Source organism: Ruegeria sp. HKCCA5463, from assembly GCF_013034175.1.
In the GTDB taxonomy this organism is placed as follows: Bacteria; Pseudomonadota; Alphaproteobacteria; order Rhodobacterales; family Rhodobacteraceae; genus Ruegeria.
In genome coordinates this window covers 240384-262529 of the sequence record NZ_WQFL01000001.1, presented here as the reverse complement: position 1 = coordinate 262529, position 22146 = coordinate 240384, and the positions used below count along the sequence as shown (strand labels likewise).

The following is a 22146-nucleotide window of genomic DNA, read 5'->3' as shown; positions in this document are numbered from 1 at the left end:
CTGTTCAGTCTCTTTTCTTGTGCCCATGCGGCCCGCGTTTGACGACCTCCTGCAATCGGTCTGCATAGGCCTGCCGCTCATCATCACTCATGGCGGTCACACGTGCCAGCCATTGCGTTTGCAAGGCCTGCTGCAAATCGGCGGTGGCCTGTGCTTGTTGTTGCAACAGAACCTGAACGGCCACCGGGTCAAAGGGCGTTGCACGCAACGCCTGACTGAGCGCTTCAAAATCCTGAGCACGACCCTTGGATCCCTTTTTGTGCAGGCCCGTCAGCTCGCCTCGCATCGCCTTTCGATCATCCTTGGGCAGGGCCCGGTACAACGCGGGGCCGAAGCCGGGCGGTGATTTGGCATGATCCCCACCTTTGAGGCGCAATACGGTGCCCACAGCGATACCGACAACCAGCAGGTTCAGCGCCAGTGACAGGGCCAGGACGACAGGAACCCACCTGCGTTTGGGCTTGGGATCAGCGTTCATTCCGTGCTCTCCAGAAAACTCGAGTCAAATCCAAGGTCCGCGACGAGGAAGGGTGTCTCCTCTGACGTCAACAGGTTGGCCGGGTCCGGCAGAAAGGCCGGTGCGGAAAACCCGATCCAGACCCCGGCAGCGCTTGCGGCGACAAGCCCGCCAAGGCCCTGCCATCCTCCTACATTGCTTATCAACCTGTTCCATATCGAAGGCATCGGCTGCGGTGCGGGCGCAAGGCGACCGAGGCGAACAGTTTCAGCATCCGTCTGGATGCGCACGGCAAGATCGTCTGGCAGTACTGGTCGCTGCCGCTGTGCCTGTGCAAACAAGTGATCCAGTTCCAGGTCTTCATCCGCCATTGTCATACCCCAGTTCTTCGCGTCGTCCGGCCAAGATCGCGGTCAGGCTGCGCTTGCCTCTTGCGGTCAGGCTTTCAACTGCTTCTACCGAAATGCCCATTATCCCGGCAATCTCGGGGTTGGGCAGCTCTTCAATATGGCGCAGCACGACCGCTTGTCGCTGCCGCTCGGGCAGCTCAGCCAAAGCCGACTGCAGGGCATCCTTGCGCGCCTCGTCCTGCATGCGGTCAACAACGCTGGCCTTGCCATCTTCGGGTTCGGGAACGTCCGACAACCTGTCGGGTGTCTTCTTGCGCCTGATGTCCACGCACAGGTTCAGCGTCACCCGATACAGCCAGGTCGATACCTTGGCCTGACCCGACACCCAATTCGGTGCCATCTGCCACAACCGCATCATCGCGTCCTGCGTCACGTCTTCCGCCTCGGCCCGATTGCCCAACATGCGCAAAGCAACCGAGTAACAGCGAGGCCCCAAACGATCGGTCAGGATACGTGCCGCCCCCGCCTCGCCGTCGGCGAATTGCCTCAGCAACGCATCGTCGCTGAGTGTGTTCGCGGCGCAATCCGCACCGCGAACATCTTGTGAGTGGGAGGTCAGATCCTCCATCCTGCATCAGTTATCGCTTGCATTCGATTTTTGATGCTTTTTCTTATGGTGCCGTCCCATCCGATCTTTGGCATCGGCAAATTCCTGTTCCGAGATTCCGCCACTGTTGTCCGCATCCATCCGATCAAACATCTTGTCAGCCCGGCGCGGTTTCGGCAACTCATCCTGGCTGAGGAAGCCATCTTTGTTCGCGTCGTTATTTTCGAACATCCTGGCAACCCGATCGCTGGCTTTCTTCTGGGCGGCCGCCTGCATTTCTTCCTGGCTCAGCTTTCCATCCCCATTGGTGTCCGCCTCGGTGAAACGAGCGGTGCGGTGCGCCTCCATCTCTTGTTGCGTCACCTGACCATCGCCATCGGCGTCCAGTTCCTGAAAGGACACCGGCTCGCGGCCACCCGGGCCAGCGGCCAGAACAGAAGTACCGGTAATCGCAACAGCCGATATAACAATGGCCGAGATGAATGTAACGTTTTTCATTTCCGTTTCCTTTTGTTGACGCGGCCCGAGTGCCGCCGCTCATACCCATTCAAACGGGCGGCGCCAGGATATCCGTCGCTGAAATCGAATTTATTTTTGAAAGGTTCGGGGTCGCCCCATGCCGACGTGTCGGGCAGACGTTGCAAAGCGACGCACCCCCCTTTTAAATTTTCACAATCAGGCCCATTATCCGCAAAAGATTACTGCGCGAGTTACATTATGACGGATCAGACGATCGAAACGACCTCTGAAGATGAGCGTGAGACATGGCCCGCCCTGGTCAAGGGGTTTCGCTGCAAATGCCCCAACTGCGGGGAAGGCAAGCTGTTGCACAGCTATCTCAAGGTCAATGACTCCTGCTCGAACTGCGGGCAGGAGTTGTTTCACCATCGCGCAGATGATGGGCCCGCCTACCTGACAATCCTACTGGTCGGCCACCTGCTGGCGCCAGCTCTGCACGTGTCCTATGTGCATTGGCGGCCCGATCCGTGGACCATGGCCATCGGCTTTTCCGTCGCCTGCGTTGCCCTGTCCCTGTACCTGTTGCCACGCCTGAAAGGTGCGGTGGTGGCGTATCAGTGGGCACGCCGCATGCATGGCTTTGGAAAAACCGCGTGACCCGACCCAGTTGACCAGTTTGGACATGACAGCCGACAAAACAGCCATCCGTGACGCAGCAACGGTTATCGTGCTGCGGGACAGATGGACAAACCCCTCGATCCTTATGGGGCAGCGCGGGTCCAAAGCGGCCTTCATGCCGAACAAGTTCGTCTTTCCCGGTGGCGCGGTTGATCCGGCTGACGCGGATGTTCCATTGGCAACGGATTTGCCGGATCTGTGCTTTGAACGTTTGGGCGAACAGGCCGAGCCGGGGATTCAACGCGCCCTCGCCGCGGCCGCCATACGCGAGCTTTGGGAAGAAACCGGTCTTGTTCTTGGCCAGCCGGGCACATGGCCCGGTCATGTCCCTGACGATTGGCAGAGCTTTGCCGCGTTGGGTTACCTGCCAACTGCCGCTGCGCTTCAGTTCGTCTTTCGCGCGGTAACTCCACCGGGCCGTCCCCGCCGGTTCGATGCGCGGTTCTTTCTGGTCGACGCCGACGCTCTGCAAGGTGATGTGGATGATTTCAGTCACGCCTCGGATGAGCTGTCGCACCTGCAATGGGTGCCACTGGATCGGGCACGGGATCTGGATCTGCCGTTTATCACCGAGGTCGTTCTGGCGGAAATAGCGGCCCGGGTTACGTCCCCCGAGCCGCCATCGTCGGTTCCATTCTACAAAAACAACGAAGAAGCCAACCTGTTCCTGCGTCTCAGGGGCTATCCGATGCCAACCCACGACTGACGGATCGGTTTCACCGCATCCGGCTGACCACCACCGTCACTTCGGGCTTTTTGCCAATTTCGGCTTTGGCTGTCTGCCGCACGATGCGGCGCATTTCTTCTTCCAGCTTGTCGTCATCGCGCAGGGTCTTGGCGGCGGCCCGGATCAGGAACTGGTTCAGGTCCTCTTCCAGAACTTCGACCAACGCGGCACGGGACGTGCCGGTTTCGGGCAGCCCCATGGTATCGCACCACGGCTCGCCCAGCGGTTCGTCTTCTTCGTCCAGAACCACCGTCACCGTAACATGGCCGTTCAAAGCCATGCGGATACGATCCCGCACCACGCCGTCAAGGGCACCGATCTTCACTGTACCGTCCAGATATGTGCGACCGGTTTCAACATAATCGACGACTACAGGCGCATTGCCGCTGAGATCCAGCATGGTTCCGTTCACCGCCAGCACTCCGGTTCTGCCGCCCTGCTCTGCCAGTTTGACATGCTCGCGCAGGTGCCGGTGTTCGCCATGCATCGGGATCACGAATTGCGGATCGGTCAGTGCATGCACTTTCTCGAGGTCCGGCCGGTTCGCATGGCCCGAGACATGATAAAGGCCCGAACTGTCATCGACGACATCCACGCCCTTTTCGCTGAGCTGGTTCATGATAAAGATCACGCCCCGCTCGTTCCCGGGAATGGTTTTCGAGGAAAACAGGAACAGATCGCCCTCGGCCAGCTCCAGACCACGGTACTTGCCACGGGCCAGTTGGGCGCTTGCCGCCCGTCGTTCCCCCTGGCTGCCGGTCACGATCAGCATCAGGTTCTGGCGCGGAAGGTCCAGAGCCTCTTCGGCGCTGATCACCTTGGGAAAATCCGCAAGAATACCGGTTTCGGTCGCGGCTTCGATCATCCGACGCATCGCGCGCCCCAGCAGGACGACGGAACGCCCGGCCCGCGCACCCGCCTCGGCCAGCGTTTTGACCCGCGCGACGTTTGAGGCAAAGGTGGTTGCCACGACCATGCCTTCCGCGCCTTCGACCAGCTTGACGATCTCGGGGCCAACTTCGGATTCCGAACGCCCCGGATGGGTCGAAAACACATTCGTACTGTCACAGACCAGCGCCTTGATGCCGGGCTTGGCGACCTCGGCCCACAGGTCAGGGTCAAAAGCCTCTCCAACGACCGGAGCAGCATCCAGCTTGAAGTCGCCCGAATGTACGACACGCCCTGCGGGGGTGTCGATGACCAATGCGGCACTTTCGGGAATCGAGTGCGAAACCGGAAGGAAGCCAACCGTGAACGGCCCGACGGACACCTGTTCAGGCCAGGCGGAAACGGTCGTGACCGCCTCGGTCGGGTGTGCGTGTTCTTCCATCTTGCGGCGCGCGATATTGGCCGTGAAGGCGCGCGCATAGACCGGCGCGCCCAAAGCTTCATAACAATGGGCCACGGCACCGACATGGTCTTCATGGGCGTGCGTGATGAAAACACCATCCAGTCGGTCGGCACGCTCTTTCAGCCATGAGATATCGGCAAAGACAAGGTCAACGCCCGGCGTTGTGTCCATATCGGGAAAAGTGACGCCCAGATCCACAAGGATCAGGCGTTCCTTTCCCGGTTCACCGTAGCCGTACACATAGGCGTTCATGCCAATTTCGCCCGCGCCACCCAGCGGCAGGTAGATCAATCTTTCACTGCTCATACGGAGCCATTATCCTTGTTGTAGCGATGGATCACGGTCAGGCCGTGCATCGTCAGATCATCTTCGATTGCGTCGAACCCCACGTCGGCCTGATCGAACAAGGGGGCCAGCCCGCCGGTTCCAACGACTTTCATCGGCATTCCATATTCAGCCTTGATCCGGGCGATCAGCCCCTCGATCAAACCGGAATATCCCCAATACACGCCCGATTGAATACAACCAACCGTATTCGTACCGATCACCTTGTCAGGTCGGGAGACATCGATATGCGGCAGCGCCGCGGCGCCCTGATGCAGGGCCTCAAGGCTCAGGTTCACACCGGGGGCGATAATGCCCCCCACATATGCGCCGTCGGCGGCGACAACGTCGAAATTCGTTGCGGTTCCAAAATCCACGACAACCACATTGCCACCATGGCGGTCAAAAGCGCCCACGGCATTGGCCAGTCGATCCGGGCCAGGCACCGTGCCTTCATCCACACGCGGCGGGACAGGCAACAGGCAATCGGGCTTGCCCACAACCAGTGGTCTGCAACCAAAAAAACGATCGGCGAAGATACGCAGGTTGAACACGACGCGCGGAACGGTCGAGGCGATGATCACATCGGTGATGTCCGCCTCGATCCCGTAATGCTTCACCAGCGTCGAATACCAGGTGAAATAAGCGTCTGCCGTGCGCGCATGGTGGGTCGAGGTGCGCAGGGTACACAAAAACTCCTCACCGTCCCAGATCGAAAAGACGGTATTGGTATTGCCGCAATCGATGGCCAGAAGCATCCGCGCCCCTCTCAGAAATAGACATCCGCCGCAGGAATGCTCACGCGGCCTTTGGCGGTGTTTAAGACAAGGTTACCGCTTGCGTCCACCGTTTCGAAGGTTCCAACCGTTTCTGACGTACCGGTCCGCGCGGTGATGACCTCGCCCAACCGGGCCGCGCGGGACAGCCAGGCGGTGCGGATCGGTTCGAACCCATAGGTGACGAACTGGGTTTCATACGCGGCGTAGGCCGCGGCCAGTTCGGTCAGAAAATCCTCGGGCGAGACATGTGCCCCGGTTTCCGAAAGAAGTGAGACGGGACGAACCGCACCGGGCTCTACCGCGTCGGCATCCGGGGCATTGGCCAGATTCACTCCGATGCCGATGGACAGATGCCCCACGCCATGCCCCTGCCCCGTGCTTTCCAGCAGGATACCGGCAAGCTTGCCGCCGTTCAGCAGCACGTCATTGGGCCATTTCAGCGACAGTCCGGCAGCCCGCCCGGTAACGGCGACGCACGCGTCAAAAAGGGCCAGCGCCGCCACGAAACTGCGCAAAGCCGCCTGTTCCGGCGCGCCCTGAGGACGCATCAGCAAGGTCGCCGCCAGGTTGCCCATCGGGTTGGCCCAGCTTCGTCCGCGCCGCCCGCGCGCCGCCGTCTGGTGATGCGCCATGATCCAGACGGGACCACGCGCATTCGGAGCAATCCGCGCCGCTTCATTCAGCGTGCTGTCGACTTCCTGCACCTCGTGCAGGCCATAGCCTTGGGGCCATTTTGTCATATCAAAAAGGCTCGGTCGCGCAACCGAGCCCCTCTTTCCGGTTGTGCAAAACGATCAGTTGACAAGCGTGGCCGCCGCGGCTGCTGCCGCGCCCTCGACGCCGAACTGATAGAAGATACCGACCAGCATCAGGGCCGCAGACCCCATCAATGCCACCCACAGAACAGGGGTCGACCGGGTTTCGATCGGCTCTTCGTTCTCGGCCCCGAAATACATGTAGAACACGATCCGCAGGTAATAGAAGGCACCGATGACCGAAGCGATGGCCGAGACGACGACCAGACCGGTCAGACCCGCACTGACGCCCGCCTGCCAGACGCCGAATTTCGCAAAGAAACCAAGCATCGGAGGCACGCCCGCAAGGCTGAACATCAGGATCAGCACCGCCAGCGCCTTGCCCGGATCACGCTTGGAGTATTGCCGCAGAGCGTCAATGTCGGTGATGGGTTTGCCGTCACGCTCCATCATCAGAATGAAGGCGAAGGTGCCGATATTCATGGTCACGTAGATGGCCAGATACATCAGCATCGCCTTGATACCCAGCTCGGTACCGGCGGCAAGGCCAATCAGCGCATAGCCCATATGGGCAATCGACGAAAACGCCATCAGACGCTTGATGTCGCGCTGCCCGATCGCGGCCACGGCCCCCAGCAACATCGACAGTACGGACAGCAGGACAATCACTTGCTGCCAGTCTTCGACAACGCCACCGAAAGCATCATGCAACAGGCGCGCGAACAACGCCATCGCCGCAACCTTCGGCGCCGTGGCAAAGAAGGCCGTGATCGGTGTGGGAGACCCCTCGTAAACGTCCGGCGTCCACATATGGAACGGTACGGCCGAGACCTTGAAGGCCAGACCCGAGATCAGGAAGATCAGGCCAAACAGCAGCCCCAACGAAACATCACCATGGTGAACTGTCTGGATGATGCCCGAGAACAACGTTGTGCCGGTGAAGCCATAGACCAGCGAGGCGCCATAAAGCAGCAGCCCCGAGCTCAGCGCACCCAGCACGAAATACTTCAGACCTGCCTCGGTCGATTTCGCGCTGTCACGACGCAGAGCAGCCACGACATAGAGCGACAGCGATTGCAGCTCGAGCCCCATGTAAAGCGACATCAGATCGCCTGCGCTGACCATCATCATCATCCCCACGGCGGCCAGTGCCACCAGCAAAGGATATTCAAATCGCAGCAGATCACGGCGCGCCATGTATTCCTGGCTCATGACCAGTACGGCACCCGCCGACAGCAGGATGGCAACCTTGGCAAAGCGAGCAAAGCCGTCATCGACGAACATGCCGTTGAAGGCCACGTTTGTACCCCCGCCCTGAGTTGCAATCCAGATTGCCAGAAGGGCCATAAGACCTGCCGTGGTCCAGACCAGCAGAGGCGCCAGCCCGTCCTTTGTCGTGTAGACAGCCCCCAGCAGCGCCGCCATCGCATAAAGCGCCAGAACGATTTCCGGCAGGATGATTGTCAGATCAGCCTGGATCATGTCCCCAAAGCTCCCTTAATGCGAAGCGGCTGTCTGGGTCGCAGCCTCAGCCGCGGCCAGAGCCGTGTCATAGTTCGAAATCAGAGCCGCTGTGGATTGCCCGATCACATCGGTTACCAGCGACGGGTAGACACCCAGCAGGATGGTCATCACGATCAGAGGGGCGAAGATCAACCGCTCGCGCGAGCTCATGTCGGTCATCGCCTTGAGGCTTTCCTTGATCAGATCGCCAAACACGACCCGACGGTAGAGCCACAGCGCATAAGCCGCCGAGAAGATCACACCGGTCGCAGCCACCGCCGTTACCCAGGTGTTGACTTGGAACGCGCCCATCAGGGTCAGGAATTCGCCGATGAAGCCCGATGTGCCCGGCAGGCCGACATTGGCCATGGTAAACAGCATGAAGACCAGCGCGTATGCGGGCATCCGGATCACCAGACCGCCATAGGCCTCGATATCGCGGGTATGCATCCGGTCATAGATCACGCCGACACACAAGAAGAGCGCTGCCGAGATGAACCCGTGGCTGAGCATCTGGAAGATCGCGCCATCGATGCCCTGCTGGTTTGCCGCGAAAATACCCATGGTCACAAAGCCCATATGCGCGACCGAGGAATAGGCGATCAGCTTCTTCATGTCCTCCTGCACCAGCGCCACCAGCGAGGTATAGACAACCGCGATGGCAGACATCCACAGCACCAGATCGGTCATCACGGCCGAACCCACCGGGAACATCGGCAGGCTGAACCGCAGGAAGCCATAGCCGCCCATCTTCAGAAGGATCGCCGCCAGTACGACCGAGCCCGCCGTGGGCGCCTGAACGTGGGCGTCCGGCAACCAGGTGTGCACAGGCCACATCGGCATTTTCACCGCGAACGAAGCAAAGAAGGCCAGGAACATCAGGGTCTGCATGCCACCGACAACATAAATGCCCAGCACGCTGAAGCCGTCGGACGAGAACTGGTGCGTCATCAGCGCGGCAATATCCGTGGTGCCCGCATCCGCATACATCGCAACCATGGCGACCAGCATCAAGACCGAGCCGAGGAAGGTATAGAGGAAGAACTTGAAGCTGGCGTAGATCCGATCCTTGCCGCCCCATATCCCGATGATCAGGAACATCGGAATAAGACCTGCCTCGAAGAACAGGTAGAACAGTACAAGATCAAGCGCCATGAAGACGCCCAGCATCAGCGTTTCCAGCAGCAGGAAGGCAACCATGTATTCCTTGACGCGGTCCGTGACATTCCAGCTGGCCAGAATGGTCAGCGGCATGATGAAGGTCGTCAGCAGAACGAACAGGACACTGATGCCATCAACACCCATCTTGTATTTTAGGCCCATCAGCCACTCACCCTCTTCCACCATCTGGAAGCCGGGGTTCGACGGGTCAAAGCCTGTATAGATGCCGATGGAAACCAGGAAGGTCACAGTGGTGGCCAGCAGAGCAATCCACTTGGCGTTCCGCTGTGCCGCCGCATCGTCACCTTGCAGGAACAAGGCCAGAATGCCTGCGGCGATGGCGGGGATAAACGTGACGATCGAAAGGATATAGTCCATTACTGGGCCCCTCCGCCGATCGACATCCAGGTCACAAGGGCCGCGATGCCCAGCACCATCCAGAAGGCATAGGTAAAGATGTACCCGGTCTGCGCCTTGCCGGCGAGGCGGGTGAAGAAGGGAACGACGCCCATTGCTACTCCGTTCAGGAAGCCATCGATTGTATTGCCGTCACCGCGTTTCCACAGGAAGCGGCCAAGCGCCACAGTGGGTTTTACGAAGACCACATCGTAGATTTCGTCGAAATACCACTTGTTCAGAAGGAACAGGTACAGCGGACGCTGATTTGCAGCCAGACGTGCCGGCAGCGACGTGTTCAGGATGTAGAACCAGTAGGCCACGACAAAGCCCAGCAACATGGCGACGAAGGGTGAAACCTTGACCCATTTCGGAGCCGCATGCGCTTCGTCCAGAACATGGTTGTCCGGCGCCATGTAAAGCGCGCCCTCGCCGGGCTGGCCCACAAAGACATAGTGATGATCGCCACCCTTGGCATCCTTCTCACCATGACCTTCATCGGCATGGCCGTCAGCTGCGTGGCTTTCATCCGCATGGCTGTCTTCACCGTGCGAAGCATCCGCCGCCGCATGATCACCGGCCTCGGCATGTTCTGACGCTTCGGCAACCGGAATACCGTAGAACTTGCCGACCTTGTCCGCATGGCCAAAGAAATTGCCATACCAGATCATCCCGGCAAACACCGCACCCAGCGACAGAACGCCCAGCGGCACCAGCATGGTCATCGGGCTTTCATGTGCGTGGTCATGCGTATGCTTGTCCCCGCGTGGTGTGCCGTAGAAGGTCAGGAAAATCAGACGCCAGCTATAGAACGAGGTGAACATCGCTGCGATCACCAGCATCCAGAAGGCATAGCCGGTTCCGCCCGCATAGGCGCTTTCGATGATGGCGTCCTTGGACAGGAACCCGGCAAAACCGATTGTGGTAAGCGGAATGCCGACACCCGTGATGGCCAACGTTCCGATCATCATTGCCCAGAAGGTGTAAGGGATCTTTTTGCGCAGACCACCGTATTCCGTCATCTCCTGCTCGTGATGCATGGCGTGGATCACGGACCCCGCACCGAGGAACAGCAGCGCCTTGAAGAAAGCGTGCGTGAACAGGTGGAACATGGCCGCCGAGTACATGCCGACGCCCGCGGCCACGAACATGTATCCCAGCTGGGAACAGGTCGAATACGCAATGACGCGCTTGATGTCGGTCTGTACCAGACCCACGGTCGCCGCGAAGAACGCTGTCGAGGCCCCAAGGAAGGTGATGAACCCGGTCGCGCCCGGCGCGAACTCCATCAGCGGCGACATGCGGCAGACCAGGAACACGCCCGCTGTCACCATGGTGGCCGCGTGGATCAGGGCCGACACCGGCGTCGGGCCTTCCATCGCGTCCGGCAACCAGGTGTGCAGGATCAGCTGCGCGGATTTACCCATTGCGCCGATGAACAGAAGAACACAGATCACCTCGACCGCGGTCCATTCGCCCCACAGGAAATGCAGCTTTTCTTCTGCAAGCGCGGGTGCCGATGCGAAAATGTCCGAAAAGTTGATGCTGTCGGTCAGGAAGAACAGCGCGAAGATGCCCAGAGCAAAGCCGAAGTCGCCCACACGGTTGACGATGAACGCTTTCATCGCCGCCGCATTGGCCGAAGGCTTGCGATAGTAGAAGCCGATCAGGAGGTAGGATGCGACACCCACGCCTTCCCAGCCAAAGAACATCTGCACAAGGTTGTCCGCCGTCACCAGCATCAGCATGGCGAAGGTAAAAAAGGACAGATAGGCGAAGAAACGCGGCTTATAGCTTTCGCCTTCGCGCCATTGCGGGTCGTGATCCATGTAGCCAAAGCTGTAGAGATGCACGAGCGCCGAAACCGTGGTGACCACGATCAGCATGATGGCGGTCAGCCGGTCCAGACGAATGGCCCACGAGGTCGAGAGCGACCCGCTTTCGATCCAGCGCATGATCTCGATCTGTTGTGTGTGCCCATCGAACGAGAAGAACACGAGCCACGACAGCAGACAGGCCAGAAACAGCAGGCCCGTGGCCGTCCACATGGCCGCTTTCTCGCCTATGAACTTCCAGCCAAAGCCGCAGATCAGCGCGCCCACCAGCGGGGCAAAGAGGATTGTGGTTTCCATGATCCCTTACCCCTTCATCATATTGACGTCTTCAACCGCGATGGTGCCGCGGTTGCGGAAGAAGCAGACCAGAATGGCCAACCCGATCGCCGCCTCGGCCGCCGCAACGGTCAGCACGAACAGCGTGAAGACCTGCCCGACCAGATCGCCGAGGAAACTGGAAAACGCCACGAGGTTGATATTCACCGCCAGCAGCATCAGTTCGATGCTCATCAGCAGGATGATGACGTTCTTGCGGTTCAGGAAGAGACCGAAGATGCCGATGACGAACAGCGTCGCTGCGACCGTAAGATAGTGTTCAAGTCCGATCATGGTCTCAAAGTCCCTGCCCCGGTTTCACGTCCTTCAATTCCATTGCCTTGGCCGGGTCGCGCATCATCTGGCCGACGATGTCCTGACGCTTGATGTCCTGACGGTGGCGCAGCGTCAGAACGATGGCGCCGATCATGGCCACCAGCAGGATCAGGCCCGCCAGCTGGAACAGAAGGAAGTATTGATCGTAAAGAATGACGCCAAGCGCCTCGGTGTTGTGACGGTCCGCCGGAACCGGCTGGGCCAGATTGGCCGCCGCGCCCTGCGCGCTGTCCCAGGCCCCGAAGGCCATGACGAACTGCATCAGGATGACCAGACCGATCAGCAAGGCCAGCGGCATATAGCGTGCCATTTCGGCTTTAAGCTCGGCAAAGTCCACGTCCAGCATCATCACCACAAACAGGAACAGAACCGCGACCGCGCCCACGTAAACGATGATCAGCAGCATCGCCACGAACTCGGCCCCCAGCAGCACGAACAGCCCCGCCGAGGATAGAAACGCCAGGATCAGCCACAGCACCGAGTGCACCGGCTGGCGGCTGATCACCGTGAACAGCCCGCCGGTGATGGCGCTGATGGCAAACAGATAGAAGGCAAAGACGGTCATTGATCCTCATCCTCGTTGTCGCCCATGACCTCTTGCGCCAGATCCAGCGCGCGGGTCATGGCCGGGATGCCGGCAAAGACCGACATCTGACCGATCGTTTCCACGATCTCTTGTTTCTTTGCGCCTGCCTCCAGTGCATGGCGCACAGTCTGGCGTACGGCCGAGTCCGCCTGAGCGCCCTGACAGGTCAGCCCGGCCAGCGTCAGCAACAGGCGAGTCTTGGCATCCAGCCCGTCTTTGTTGACGGTGTTGCCGAACATCATCTCCATGACCTCTTTCGGCATGGTCGGCCACAGCGCCTCGAACCCCTTGGGCGAGAAGCTTTCCATCGCCGGGTTCATCGCCTTGGCCATGTCCTGAGCCTGTTTCATCATCAGCTCGAAAGGATTTGTCGGGCTGTCACTCATCGGTAAGGCGCGTCCAGTTCCAGATTACGGGCAATCTCGGCTTCCCAGCGTTCGCCGTTGTCCAGCAGTTTTTGTTTGTCATAGAACAGCTCTTCGCGGGTTTCCGTTGCGAACTCGAAATTCGGGCCTTCGACGATGGCATCAACCGGGCAGGCCTCCTGACAGAAACCGCAATAGATGCACTTGGTCATGTCGATGTCGTACCGCGTAGTACGGCGGCTGCCGTCTTCGCGCGGTTCGGCGTCGATGGTGATGGCTTGCGCCGGGCAGATCGCCTCGCAGAGTTTGCAGGCGATGCAGCGTTCTTCACCATTCGGATAGCGGCGCAGAGCGTGTTCGCCGCGGAAACGTGGGGACAGAGGCCCCTTTTCGTGCGGATAGTTCACCGTGGCCTTGGGGGCGAAGAAATACTTCAGCCCCAGTTTCATGCCGACCCAGAAGTCTTGCAGAAGGAAGTATTTGGCAGCGCGGGTATAGTCAATTTGAGTCATATCAGCCTCCTACGCTCCAACGGGCAAATGCGCCCCAGAACCAGTCGAATTTCGCCGCGAAGGCCACGAAAACCACCCAAGCCAGCGAGAATGGCAGGAACACTTTCCAACCCAGCCGCATCAGCTGGTCATAGCGGTAGCGGGGCGTGATCGCCTTGACCATCGCGAAGATGAAGAAGAAGAACGCCATCTTGGCGACCATCCACAGCACGCCATCGGGCAGGCCCGGGATCGGCGACAGCCAGCCGCCGAAGAACAGCAGAGAGGTCAGCGCGCACATCAGGAAGATCGCGATGTATTCGCCTGCCATGAACAGCAGGAAAGGCGTGGCCGAGTATTCGACCTGATAACCGGCGACCAGTTCCGATTCCGCCTCGGGCAGGTCGAAGGGCGGGCGGTTGGTTTCGGCCAGGGCCGAGATGAAGAACAGGAACACCATCGGGAAATGCGGCAGCCAGTACCAGCTGAAGAACCCGAACGAGCCGTCCTGAGCACGCACGATGTCACCAAAATTCATCGAGCCGGTCGAGATGATCACACCGATGATGATCAGGCCGATCGAAACCTCGTAGGAAATCATCTGCGCGGCCGAGCGCAGCGAGCCCAGGAACGGGTACTTTGAGTTCGACGCCCAACCGCCCATGATCACGCCATAAACCTCGAGCGAGGACACGGCGAATACATAGAGGATGGCCACGTTGATATCCGACAGAACCCATCCATCGTTGAACGGGATCACCGCCCAGGCGATCATGGCCAGAACGAAGGATGTCAGCGGTGCGAGGATAAAGACCGTCCGGTCGGCGCCCGCAGGAATGACGACCTCTTTCACCACATATTTCAGGGCATCCGCCACCGATTGCAGCAGGCCATAGACGCCCACCACGTTGGGGCCGCGGCGCATCTGGACAGCAGCCCAGATCTTGCGGTCCCCGTAAACAAGGAACAACAGTGAAATCATCACAAAGGCAACAACGGCAAGCACTTGCGCCAGAATGATGATGGCTATTCCGCCTGGGGTGTTAAAGAATTCAGCCATTGGTCCTCACACCGTGGGTATTCCGTTTTCCGCGCGCGATGCAAAGGCCAGAAGCCTGCGCAAATTGCGGCTGGGTCGGCGCGTTGGTGTAAACAGCATCTGCCGCCATTGCGCCACCCTTAATATTCGGTTTCACACGCAAATCTGGCGCGGCGAACTGCCACCCGGCAGCCGCTTTTGCCTGCGATATGAAACAGGTCTGGGTCATTCCGCCGCGATCTTCTCGGATTTGCGGGCCTGCGCCTGTGCCGACAGCTCGGCCATCAGCTGTGAAGCCCGTGCAATCGGGTTGGTCAGGTAGAAGTCCTTGATCGCATAGCGGAAAGTTGCGTTGCCCAGAGTACCGGTGTCGAGAGCTTTCACTTCGTTCTCGATCACTTCGTCGATGCGGGACAGATGCGGAACCGCTTCGATCAAGGCCGTGCGCAACTGCGCCAGAGAGTCGTAGGGCAGTGTTGCGCCCAGTTCGGCCGACAAGGCGCGCAGGATGGCCCAGTTCTCCTTCGCCTCACCCGGCGCAAAACCGGCCCGCATCGCCAGTTGAGGGCGACCTTCGGTGTTTACGAACACGCCGTTTTCCTCGGTATAGGCCGCGCCTGGCAGGATCACATCGGCGCGGTGTGCGCCCCGGTCACCATGGCTGCCCTGATAGATCACAAAGGCGCCTTCGCCGATCTCGACCTCATCCGCACCAAGGTTGTAGATCACATCGGCGGCGCTGATCGCTTCCATTCCGCCTTCGTTCGTGGCGCCTACATCCATCGCACCGACGCGCGACGCCGCAGTGTGCAAAACGATCAGACCACTTTCCGTATTGGCCGCGATGGCTTGCGCAGCAGCCAGCACCGCGGCGCCGTCCGCTTCCTGCAAAGCGCCCTGCCCGATTATGACCAACGAACGTTTGCCCTTGATCTCATCATCTCCGCCCATGTCGACAACTTTTTGCAGCGCTGTTCGATCATCGCCAACATGGTGATACTCATATGTCAGATCGACCGCAGGACCGACCAAAGCGACTTCGGCCCCATGCGCCCACGCCTTGCGGATACGCGCGTTCAGGACAGGCGCTTCGTCACGTGGGTTGGTACCGATCAGCAGGATGCGTTCCGTGGTGTCGATGTCTTCAATCGCGGAGGTACCAGCGTAAGCGCCGCGATTGCCCGCCGGAAGCTTTGCGCCATCGGTACGGCATTCGACAACACCACGCTGCCCTTCGATCATCTGTTTCAGCGCAAACGCCGCCTCGACCGGAGCCAGATCGCCCACGATACCGGCAGGTTTCTCGGCGCCCTTCAGCGCCTCTGCTGCCTTGGTCAGCGCCTCGGACCAAGAGGCCGGGCGCAGCTTTCCGTTTTCACGGACATAGGGCTTGTCCAAACGCTGACGGCGCAGGCCATCCCAGACGAAACGTGTCTTGTCGCTGATCCATTCCTCGTTCACGCCGTCATGATTGCGCGGCAGGAAACGCATGACTTCACGACCTTTGGTATCGACGCGTATGTTCGATCCCAACGCATCCATCACATCGATGCTTTCGGTTTTGGTCAATTCCCACGGACGCGCAGTAAAGGCGTAGGGCTTGGAGGTCAGCGCCCCGACAGGGCACAGATCGATGATGTTGCCCTGCAAATTCGAATCCAGCGTCTGGTTCAGATACGAGGTGATCTCGGCATCCTCACCGCGCCCAGTCTGACCCATCTGAGTTATCCCGGCAACTTCGGTGGTGAAGCGCACGCAGCGTGTGCAGCTGATGCAGCGGGTCATTGCGGTGCCAACCAGCGGGCCAAGATCCAGGTCATCGACCGCCCGCTTTGCTTCCTTGAAGCGGGATCCGGACATGCCATAGGCCATCGCCTGATCCTGAAGGTCGCATTCGCCACCCTGATCGCAGATCGGGCAATCCAGCGGATGGTTGATCAGCAGGAACTCCATCACGCCTTCGCGGGCCTTTTTGACCATGGGCGAGTTCGTCTTGACCACCGGGGGCTGGCCTTCAGGCCCCGGACGCAGGTCACGCACCTGCATCGCGCAGGAGGCCGCAGGTTTCGGCGGCCCGCCGACGACCTCGACCAGGCACATCCGGCAATTGCCAGCAATCGACAGACGCTCGTGATAACAAAAGCGCGGCACTTCGACCCCGGCTTGTTCACAAGCCTGGATCAGGGTCATCGCGCCATCGACTTCGATTTCCTGTCCGTCGATATTGATCTTGCGGAGGTCAGACATGGCTTTCAATTCGCCCTCAAATAAACGCCAATGGCGCTGTTTCTTTGGATTTCCTTCTGCCCCAGAGTGCAGAATGTGTTGGGGTTGTCATAGGTCACGCCATTCGAAGCCAGATACGCCTCGCCCTTGGCGCGCATCCGGTCCTTTTCAGCATCCGATTCGACGTAAGAGCGGATTTCGGTATCCGAATACCCCAGCTTGTTCGCCTTGGACCGCAGCCCCCACATCACACTGATCGCTTTCAATCGACGCCCGCTGATCGAGGGGCAATATTCCGAAATTTCATTTGCGATGGCGATGTAATAGAGTTCATCGTCGATCTCTTTGACATCCCTCAAGGGCGGCTTTGCTTCTGCGACGGCAGGAAACGTGATCAAGGCGGCCAGGGTGAGTTTCTTTGCAAAAGACATGGATATTCCCTTCGTTTTGGACGCACCAAAACGAACCGGTCCGGTCTTGCTAGGCAATAGCGGCCGGCAATCCGTGTCGTGATATGCAAAACCGCGCGTCATGGCCGTTGGCATTTTCCCGCAAAGGTCAATTGATCATCACTGATGCGCAGGTTTTGCGGTTCAGTATCCGGCCCCACTTTCCAATCGATCCGCGAAGACCCGAAATTCTGCACGCAAAACTTGGTTCCTTCATGACGGCCGGCCTCACGTGCGCCGTCCAGCGATGCGGACGCACCCTTTACCACAACGGTAAAGTCCGTTGGCGATGCTTTCTTGTCGACCGCCTTCGCCTTTGCCTTGAACGCCTTTCCATCGAACAGAATACGATCTTCCGACGGCTTGATGATGCCGCAGGCGGACACGCTTGCCAGTGCCAGCAGGACTACAAGGGTTCTTGGGGCCTTCATACTATCCCTCTTCGTGTTCTCATCTGCCGGGACGCCATCAGAACGCCGCCACCAATGCCATAAGCCCAATCACAAACATGCAGGCCCAGCCCAACACATACAGCACGGACCGAAGGCCACTGTTCGGCTTGCCTATGCCTTTGATGTGCACCACCAGCATCACCAACCGCGCAACCAAAGCGACAGACGCCAGCAGATTGACCCAGAACGGGCTGGCGCCCAGCAATACCGCCGCGGTCACAACAGCCACAAACGCCGGAAGCGTTTCCGTTCCGTTCAGATAGGCCCGGTTCAGTCGATAGGCCTGGTCGGAATAGTCCTGCTCAGGGGTTGCCCCCGGCGCGAGGCCCTTGCCCTGCTTGGCCAGTGCTGAAAACGGGGCCAGGAACAGAACCACCAGCGTGAAAAGCACAACCGATGAAATCGCGTGGCTGTATTCTGCAAACATGTCCATCCCGATCACTCCGCCGCCATCGCACCCATACGGCCCGATTTCTGAGCCTTGATGCGATCTTCGATTTCTTCGCGGAAATTCCGGATCAGGCCCTGGATCGGCCAGGCGGCCGCATCGCCAAGGGCGCAGATCGTGTGACCTTCCACCTGTTTGGTCACATCAAACAGCATGTCGATCTCTTCCAGCTCGGCCTCGCCGCGCACCAAGCGGTCCATGACCCGCATCATCCAGCCGGTGCCTTCGCGGCAGGGCGTGCACTGGCCGCAGCTTTCGTGTTTGTAGAATTTCGACAAGCGCCAGATCGCCTTGATGATGTCGGTGGACTTGTCCATCACGATCACCGCCGCCGTTCCAAGCCCCGAGCCCAGATCGTTGCGCAGATAATCGAAATCCATGATCGCGTCGCGCATGTTCTCACCGCGCACACACGGAACGGAGGATCCACCGGGGATCACGGCCAGCAGATTGTCCCAGCCGCCGCGAATGCCGCCGCAATGGGTCTCGATCAGCTCCTCGAAGGAAATCGACATCGCCTCTTCGACCACGCAGGGGTTGTTGACGTGACCCGAGATTGCAAACAGCTTGGTGCCCGCGTTGTTCTGGCGGCCGAAACCTGCGAACCAATCCGCCCCACGACGCAGAATCGTAGGCACGACAGCGATGGATTCGACGTTGTTCACGGTCGTCGGGCAGCCATACAAGCCCGCACCTGCGGGGAACGGCGGCTTCATCCGCGGCATGCCCTTTTTACCTTCGAGGCTTTCAATCAGCGCGGTTTCCTCGCCACAGATATAGGCGCCTGCCCCGTGGTGTAGAAACAGGTCGAAATCCCAGCCCGAGCCGGCGGCATTCTTGCCCAGAAGACCCGCGTCATAGGCCTCGTCGATCGCGGCCTGCAACGCCTCGCGTTCGCGGATGTACTCACCACGCAGATAGATGTAGCAGGTGTGAGCGTTCATGGCGAAAGACGCGATCAGGCAGCCCTCGATCAGCGTATGCGGATCATGGCGCATGATCTCGCGGTCTTTGCAGGTGCCGGGTTCGGATTCGTCCGCGTTGACCACCAGATAGGACGGGCGCCCGTCGCTTTCCTTGGGCATGAACGACCATTTGAGACCAGTCGGGAAACCCGCACCGCCGCGTCCGCGCAGCCCGGAATCCTTCATCGTCTGGATGATCCAGTCGCGCCCTTTTTCAATCAGGCCAGCAGTGCCGTCCCAATGCCCGCGAGCCTGCGCACCTTTCAGCGTGCGTTCATGCATCCCGTAGATGTTGGTAAAGATCCGGTCCTGATCCTTCAGCATCGCGTGTTACCTTCAGCTGTCCTGACGCATGCGCCAGAGTTGAAAAATGTTGACACCCGCATAGATGAAACCCGCCAGAGCGGCGAAATCAAACAGCAGCGCATGCCGGGTTGTCAAACCCAGCGCGGGGCCAATGAACAGGTTCATCGCAAGCCAGATCAGCATGGTCACGGCGATGACCACCCCGATATGTCGGCCCTTGCGGGCTATGGCTTGTTCCTTGTCCTTGTCCATCTTCCCCCGAAGCCCGGAACGGGCATCCGTCTAGTCTTCGTATGTGCCCTCGGATTTGGCACGTTTGGCGAATTCGGTTTCCTCACCCGCAGCAAGCTTGGCCGCCTGCTCGATCCAGCCATCGCGTTCGATCCGGCCTTTGAATTTCAAACGCGCATCGACCCAGGCCACATGTTCGGGCGTCCAGGCCGCGATCTGGTCGTAGTGATAGAAACCAAGCTGGTTCAGCGTTTCTTCCAGCTTGGGGCCGACGCCTTTCAACAATTTAAGGTCATCCGCCTTGCCGTCACGTGCCGCGGTTAGAGTGTTAGGCTGGGTCTCCTGAACGTCCTGGCCATCCGTCTTTGCCGCAGCGCCCTCGGGAGATGCCGGTTCGGTATGGGTCGATTTTTTGGTTCCACTCTGTTGTGCCGCCGTCTTGCCGGGTTCCGGCTTTTTCGGCGGTTGAGGAGCGGAACCGGAAGCTTCGGCTTTGCCATCCTTGCCAAGCCACGGTGTCAGGATCGGAACTTCGGTTCCGTCGATACGCTTGACCGTGTCCCCAAGCTCTGTCGCCAGCTCAACACTTGCGTTGTATTTCGGCTTGCCAGCTTCATATTCGGACAGGCTGGAAAGTCCCTTCAACGGCTCGGCCGCGTAACGCCCGTTCTGAGGACCGGGCGTCGGCACCTTGCCCGCCACCAGATCGTCGAGGATCTTGCCGAAACTCTCGGCGGTCAGATCCTCGTAGTAATCCTTGCCAATCTGCGCCATCGGCGCGTTGGTGCAGGAACCGAGGCATTCGACCTCTTCCCAGCTCAGCTTGCCATCGGCAGAAAGTTCATGCGGTTTCGCGGCGATCTTTTCCTTGCAGACCGCGATCAGATCTTCGGCCCCGCAGATCATGCAGGACGTCGTGCCGCAGACCTGAATATGCGCCACAGATCCAACTGGTTGCAGCTGGAACATGAAGTAGAAGGACGCAACCTCGAGCACGCGGATATAGGCCATGCCCAGCATGTCGGCGATGGACTCAATCGCCGGGCGGCTCAGCCAGCCCTCCTGCTCTTGCGCGCGCCACAGCAGCGGAATGACCGCGCTGGCCTGGCGGCCTTCGGGGTATTTGGTGATCTGCGCTTCGGCCCATTGCTGGTTGGCAGCGGTGAAGGCAAAGCTTTCGGGTTGTTCGGGATGAAGACGGCGGAGCATTAGCGGTCAATCTCTCCAAATACGACATCCATGGTGCCGATGATGGCGGCGACGTCGGCCAGCTGGTGGCCTTTGGCGACGTGGTCCATGGCTTGCAGGTGCAGGAAACCGGGAGCGCGCAGCTTGGCGCGGTAGGGCTTGTTGGTGCCGTCGGCGACCAGATAGACGCCGAACTCGCCCTTGGGGGCTTCGACCGCGGCATAGACCTCGCCTGCAGGGACGTGGAAGCCTTCGGTATACAGCTTGAAGTGGTGGATCAGGCTTTCCATCGAAGTCTTCATGTCCGAGCGTTTCGGCGGGGTGATCTTGCCACGCGCAAGCACGTCACCGGGGCATTCGCGGATTTTGACGATGGCCTGCTGGATGATCGACAGCGATTGGCGCATTTCTTCCATCCGCACCAAATAGCGGTCATAACAGTCGCCGTTTTTGCCGACGGGGATCTGGAATTCAAACTCGTCATAGCATTCATAGGGCTGAGCGCGGCGCAAGTCCCATGCAAGGCCCGACCCGCGCACCATCACGCCCGAGAAACCGTATTTCTGAATGTCATCTTCAGTCACGACACCAATATCGGCGTTGCGCTGTTTGAAGATGCGGTTTTCGGTCAGCAGACCGTCAATGTCGTCCAGAACGGCGGGGAATTCGTGGCTCCAGGCCTCGATATCGTCCAGCAGTTCCGGCGGCAGGTCCTGATGTACACCACCGGGGCGGAAATAGGCCGCGTGCAGACGGGCGCCGCAGGCACGCTCGTAGAACACCATCAGCTTTTCACGCTCTTCAAAACCCCAGAGCGGCGGGGTCAGCGCGCCCACATCCATAGCCTGCGTGGTCACGTTCAGCAGGTGGTTCAGGATGCGGCCGATCTCGGAATACAGAACCCGGATCAGCGAACCCCGACGCGGCACTTCAACCCCGGTCAGCTTTTCGATGGCCAGGCACCAGGCATGTTCCTGGTTCATCGGCGCCACGTAATCCAGACGATCGAAATACGGCAGGTTTTGCAGATAGGTCCGGCTTTCCATCAGCTTTTCGGTGCCGCGGTGCAGCAGGCCGATATGCGGGTCGCACCGTTCGACGATCTCACCGTCGAGTTCCAGCACAAGGCGCAGAACCCCGTGCGCCGCAGGGTGTTGCGGGCCGAAGTTAATGTTGAAATTGCGGATCTTCTGTTCTCCGCTCAGCGCGTCCGTGCTGCCGTCATCGTATCTTGAGCCGTCCATCAACGCCCTCGTTTCTTTTTCGCATCGGCCCGAACCCGAACCTTTTCCGCCTCGGCCGCTTTGGCTGCGGCCCCGGCCAGAAGAACCCCCAACGCGCCCAGAATGATCAACTCACCCATCATC

25 protein-coding genes are annotated in these 22146 nt (G+C 59.5%); 2 read left to right on the top strand and 23 right to left on the bottom strand.

Translation table 11 applies throughout. From position 1 onward, the window contains the following. Positions 1–4: 4 nt before the first annotated feature. From GOW09_RS01320 to GOW09_RS01305, 4 genes are read right to left on the bottom strand one after another with little or no spacing between them, the layout of a single operon-like run. A complete protein-coding gene (locus tag GOW09_RS01320; RefSeq protein WP_152458567.1) occupies positions 5–478 on the bottom strand; it encodes a periplasmic heavy metal sensor in 474 nt (157 codons plus the stop codon). Further along, a complete protein-coding gene (locus GOW09_RS01315) occupies positions 475–828 on the bottom strand; it encodes a hypothetical protein (RefSeq protein WP_171115064.1) in 354 nt (117 codons plus the stop codon). The genes GOW09_RS01320 and GOW09_RS01315 overlap by 4 nt, the downstream gene beginning before the upstream one ends. Beyond that, positions 818–1435, bottom strand: a complete 618-nt coding sequence (locus tag GOW09_RS01310) for an RNA polymerase sigma factor (RefSeq protein WP_171115062.1) — start codon at positions 1433–1435, stop codon at positions 818–820. The genes GOW09_RS01315 and GOW09_RS01310 overlap by 11 nt, the downstream gene beginning before the upstream one ends. A 6-nt stretch (positions 1436–1441) precedes the next feature. After that, on the bottom strand, positions 1442–1912 hold the full coding sequence (locus GOW09_RS01305; protein WP_171115060.1) for an EF-hand domain-containing protein: 471 nt from the start codon (positions 1910–1912) through the stop codon (positions 1442–1444). Between the two features lie 219 nt (positions 1913–2131). On the opposite strand from GOW09_RS01305, the gene GOW09_RS01300 reads away from it, so the two are divergent. Continuing rightward, complete coding sequence (locus tag GOW09_RS01300; protein WP_171115058.1) at positions 2132–2530, top strand: DUF983 domain-containing protein; 399 nt, start codon at positions 2132–2134, stop codon at positions 2528–2530. Between the two features lie 25 nt (positions 2531–2555). Next, the gene (locus GOW09_RS01295; RefSeq protein ID WP_171116479.1) at positions 2556–3257 is read left to right on the top strand and encodes an NUDIX hydrolase; all 702 of its coding nucleotides are present in this window, start codon (positions 2556–2558) and stop codon (positions 3255–3257) included. Positions 3258–3267: 10 nt separating this feature from the next. Here the strand turns inward: GOW09_RS01295 and GOW09_RS01290 are convergent, their stop codons facing one another. The 19 genes from GOW09_RS01290 to GOW09_RS01200 all read right to left on the bottom strand — a co-directional run bounded on the left by GOW09_RS01290 (position 3268) and on the right by GOW09_RS01200 (position 22023). Beyond that, positions 3268–4935 carry a ribonuclease J gene (locus GOW09_RS01290; protein WP_171115056.1) on the bottom strand — a complete coding sequence of 556 codons (1668 nt, stop codon included), beginning with the start codon at positions 4933–4935 and terminating at the stop codon, positions 3268–3270. Then, positions 4932–5711: a type III pantothenate kinase gene (locus GOW09_RS01285; protein WP_152458573.1), complete on the bottom strand. Its 780-nt coding sequence runs from the start codon at positions 5709–5711 to the stop codon at positions 4932–4934. The genes GOW09_RS01290 and GOW09_RS01285 overlap by 4 nt, the downstream gene beginning before the upstream one ends. Before the next feature lie 11 nt (positions 5712–5722). Beyond that, positions 5723–6472 (bottom strand): biotin--[acetyl-CoA-carboxylase] ligase, encoded by a 750-nt coding sequence (locus GOW09_RS01280; RefSeq protein WP_152458574.1) that lies wholly within the window; start codon positions 6470–6472, stop codon positions 5723–5725. Between the two features lie 54 nt (positions 6473–6526). Then, a complete protein-coding gene (gene nuoN / locus GOW09_RS01275; RefSeq protein ID WP_171115054.1) occupies positions 6527–7969 on the bottom strand; it encodes an NADH-quinone oxidoreductase subunit NuoN in 1443 nt (480 codons plus the stop codon). 15 nt (positions 7970–7984) lie between these two features. Then, positions 7985–9529, bottom strand: coding sequence for an NADH-quinone oxidoreductase subunit M (locus GOW09_RS01270; RefSeq protein ID WP_171115052.1), 1545 nt, complete (start codon positions 9527–9529; stop codon positions 7985–7987). Next, complete coding sequence (gene nuoL, locus GOW09_RS01265; RefSeq protein ID WP_171115051.1) at positions 9529–11679, bottom strand: NADH-quinone oxidoreductase subunit L; 2151 nt, start codon at positions 11677–11679, stop codon at positions 9529–9531. The genes GOW09_RS01270 and nuoL overlap by 1 nt, the downstream gene beginning before the upstream one ends. A gap of 6 nt (positions 11680–11685) precedes the next feature. Continuing rightward, positions 11686–11991 (bottom strand): NADH-quinone oxidoreductase subunit NuoK, encoded by a 306-nt coding sequence (nuoK, locus tag GOW09_RS01260; RefSeq protein ID WP_005984024.1) that lies wholly within the window; start codon positions 11989–11991, stop codon positions 11686–11688. Between the two features lie 4 nt (positions 11992–11995). After that, a complete protein-coding gene (locus GOW09_RS01255; RefSeq protein WP_171115048.1) occupies positions 11996–12598 on the bottom strand; it encodes an NADH-quinone oxidoreductase subunit J in 603 nt (200 codons plus the stop codon). Beyond that, positions 12595–13005, bottom strand: a complete 411-nt coding sequence (locus tag GOW09_RS01250; RefSeq protein ID WP_170476531.1) for a carboxymuconolactone decarboxylase family protein — start codon at positions 13003–13005, stop codon at positions 12595–12597. Before GOW09_RS01250 ends, GOW09_RS01255 begins: the two co-directional genes overlap by 4 nt. Continuing rightward, positions 13002–13496 (bottom strand): NADH-quinone oxidoreductase subunit NuoI, encoded by a 495-nt coding sequence (gene nuoI / locus GOW09_RS01245; RefSeq protein WP_152458580.1) that lies wholly within the window; start codon positions 13494–13496, stop codon positions 13002–13004. Before nuoI ends, GOW09_RS01250 begins: the two co-directional genes overlap by 4 nt. Before the next feature lies 1 nt (position 13497). After that, entirely contained in the window at positions 13498–14535 is a 1038-nt protein-coding gene (gene nuoH / locus GOW09_RS01240) for an NADH-quinone oxidoreductase subunit NuoH (RefSeq protein WP_152458581.1), read from the bottom strand. Positions 14536–14739: 204 nt separating this feature from the next. After that, the gene (gene nuoG, locus GOW09_RS01235) at positions 14740–16761 is read right to left on the bottom strand and encodes an NADH-quinone oxidoreductase subunit NuoG (RefSeq protein WP_171115046.1); all 2022 of its coding nucleotides are present in this window, start codon (positions 16759–16761) and stop codon (positions 14740–14742) included. Between the two features lie 5 nt (positions 16762–16766). Next, a complete protein-coding gene (locus GOW09_RS01230; protein ID WP_171115044.1) occupies positions 16767–17171 on the bottom strand; it encodes a DUF5333 domain-containing protein in 405 nt (134 codons plus the stop codon). Positions 17172–17269: 98 nt separating this feature from the next. Then, positions 17270–17620, bottom strand: a complete 351-nt coding sequence (locus GOW09_RS01225; protein WP_171115042.1) for a hypothetical protein — start codon at positions 17618–17620, stop codon at positions 17270–17272. A 37-nt stretch (positions 17621–17657) separates the two neighbouring features. Further along, complete coding sequence (locus tag GOW09_RS01220) at positions 17658–18074, bottom strand: MAPEG family protein (protein ID WP_171115040.1); 417 nt, start codon at positions 18072–18074, stop codon at positions 17658–17660. A 5-nt stretch (positions 18075–18079) separates the two neighbouring features. Next, positions 18080–19378, bottom strand: a complete 1299-nt coding sequence (nuoF, locus tag GOW09_RS01215; protein WP_152458587.1) for an NADH-quinone oxidoreductase subunit NuoF — start codon at positions 19376–19378, stop codon at positions 18080–18082. A 12-nt stretch (positions 19379–19390) separates the two neighbouring features. Next, positions 19391–19612: a DUF5337 domain-containing protein gene (locus GOW09_RS01210; protein ID WP_171115038.1), complete on the bottom strand. Its 222-nt coding sequence runs from the start codon at positions 19610–19612 to the stop codon at positions 19391–19393. Between the two features lie 30 nt (positions 19613–19642). Further along, positions 19643–20800, bottom strand: coding sequence for an NADH-quinone oxidoreductase subunit E (locus tag GOW09_RS01205; protein ID WP_171115036.1), 1158 nt, complete (start codon positions 20798–20800; stop codon positions 19643–19645). After that, positions 20800–22023 (bottom strand): NADH-quinone oxidoreductase subunit D, encoded by a 1224-nt coding sequence (locus GOW09_RS01200; RefSeq protein WP_171115034.1) that lies wholly within the window; start codon positions 22021–22023, stop codon positions 20800–20802. Before GOW09_RS01200 ends, GOW09_RS01205 begins: the two co-directional genes overlap by 1 nt. Positions 22024–22146 lie beyond the last annotated feature (123 nt).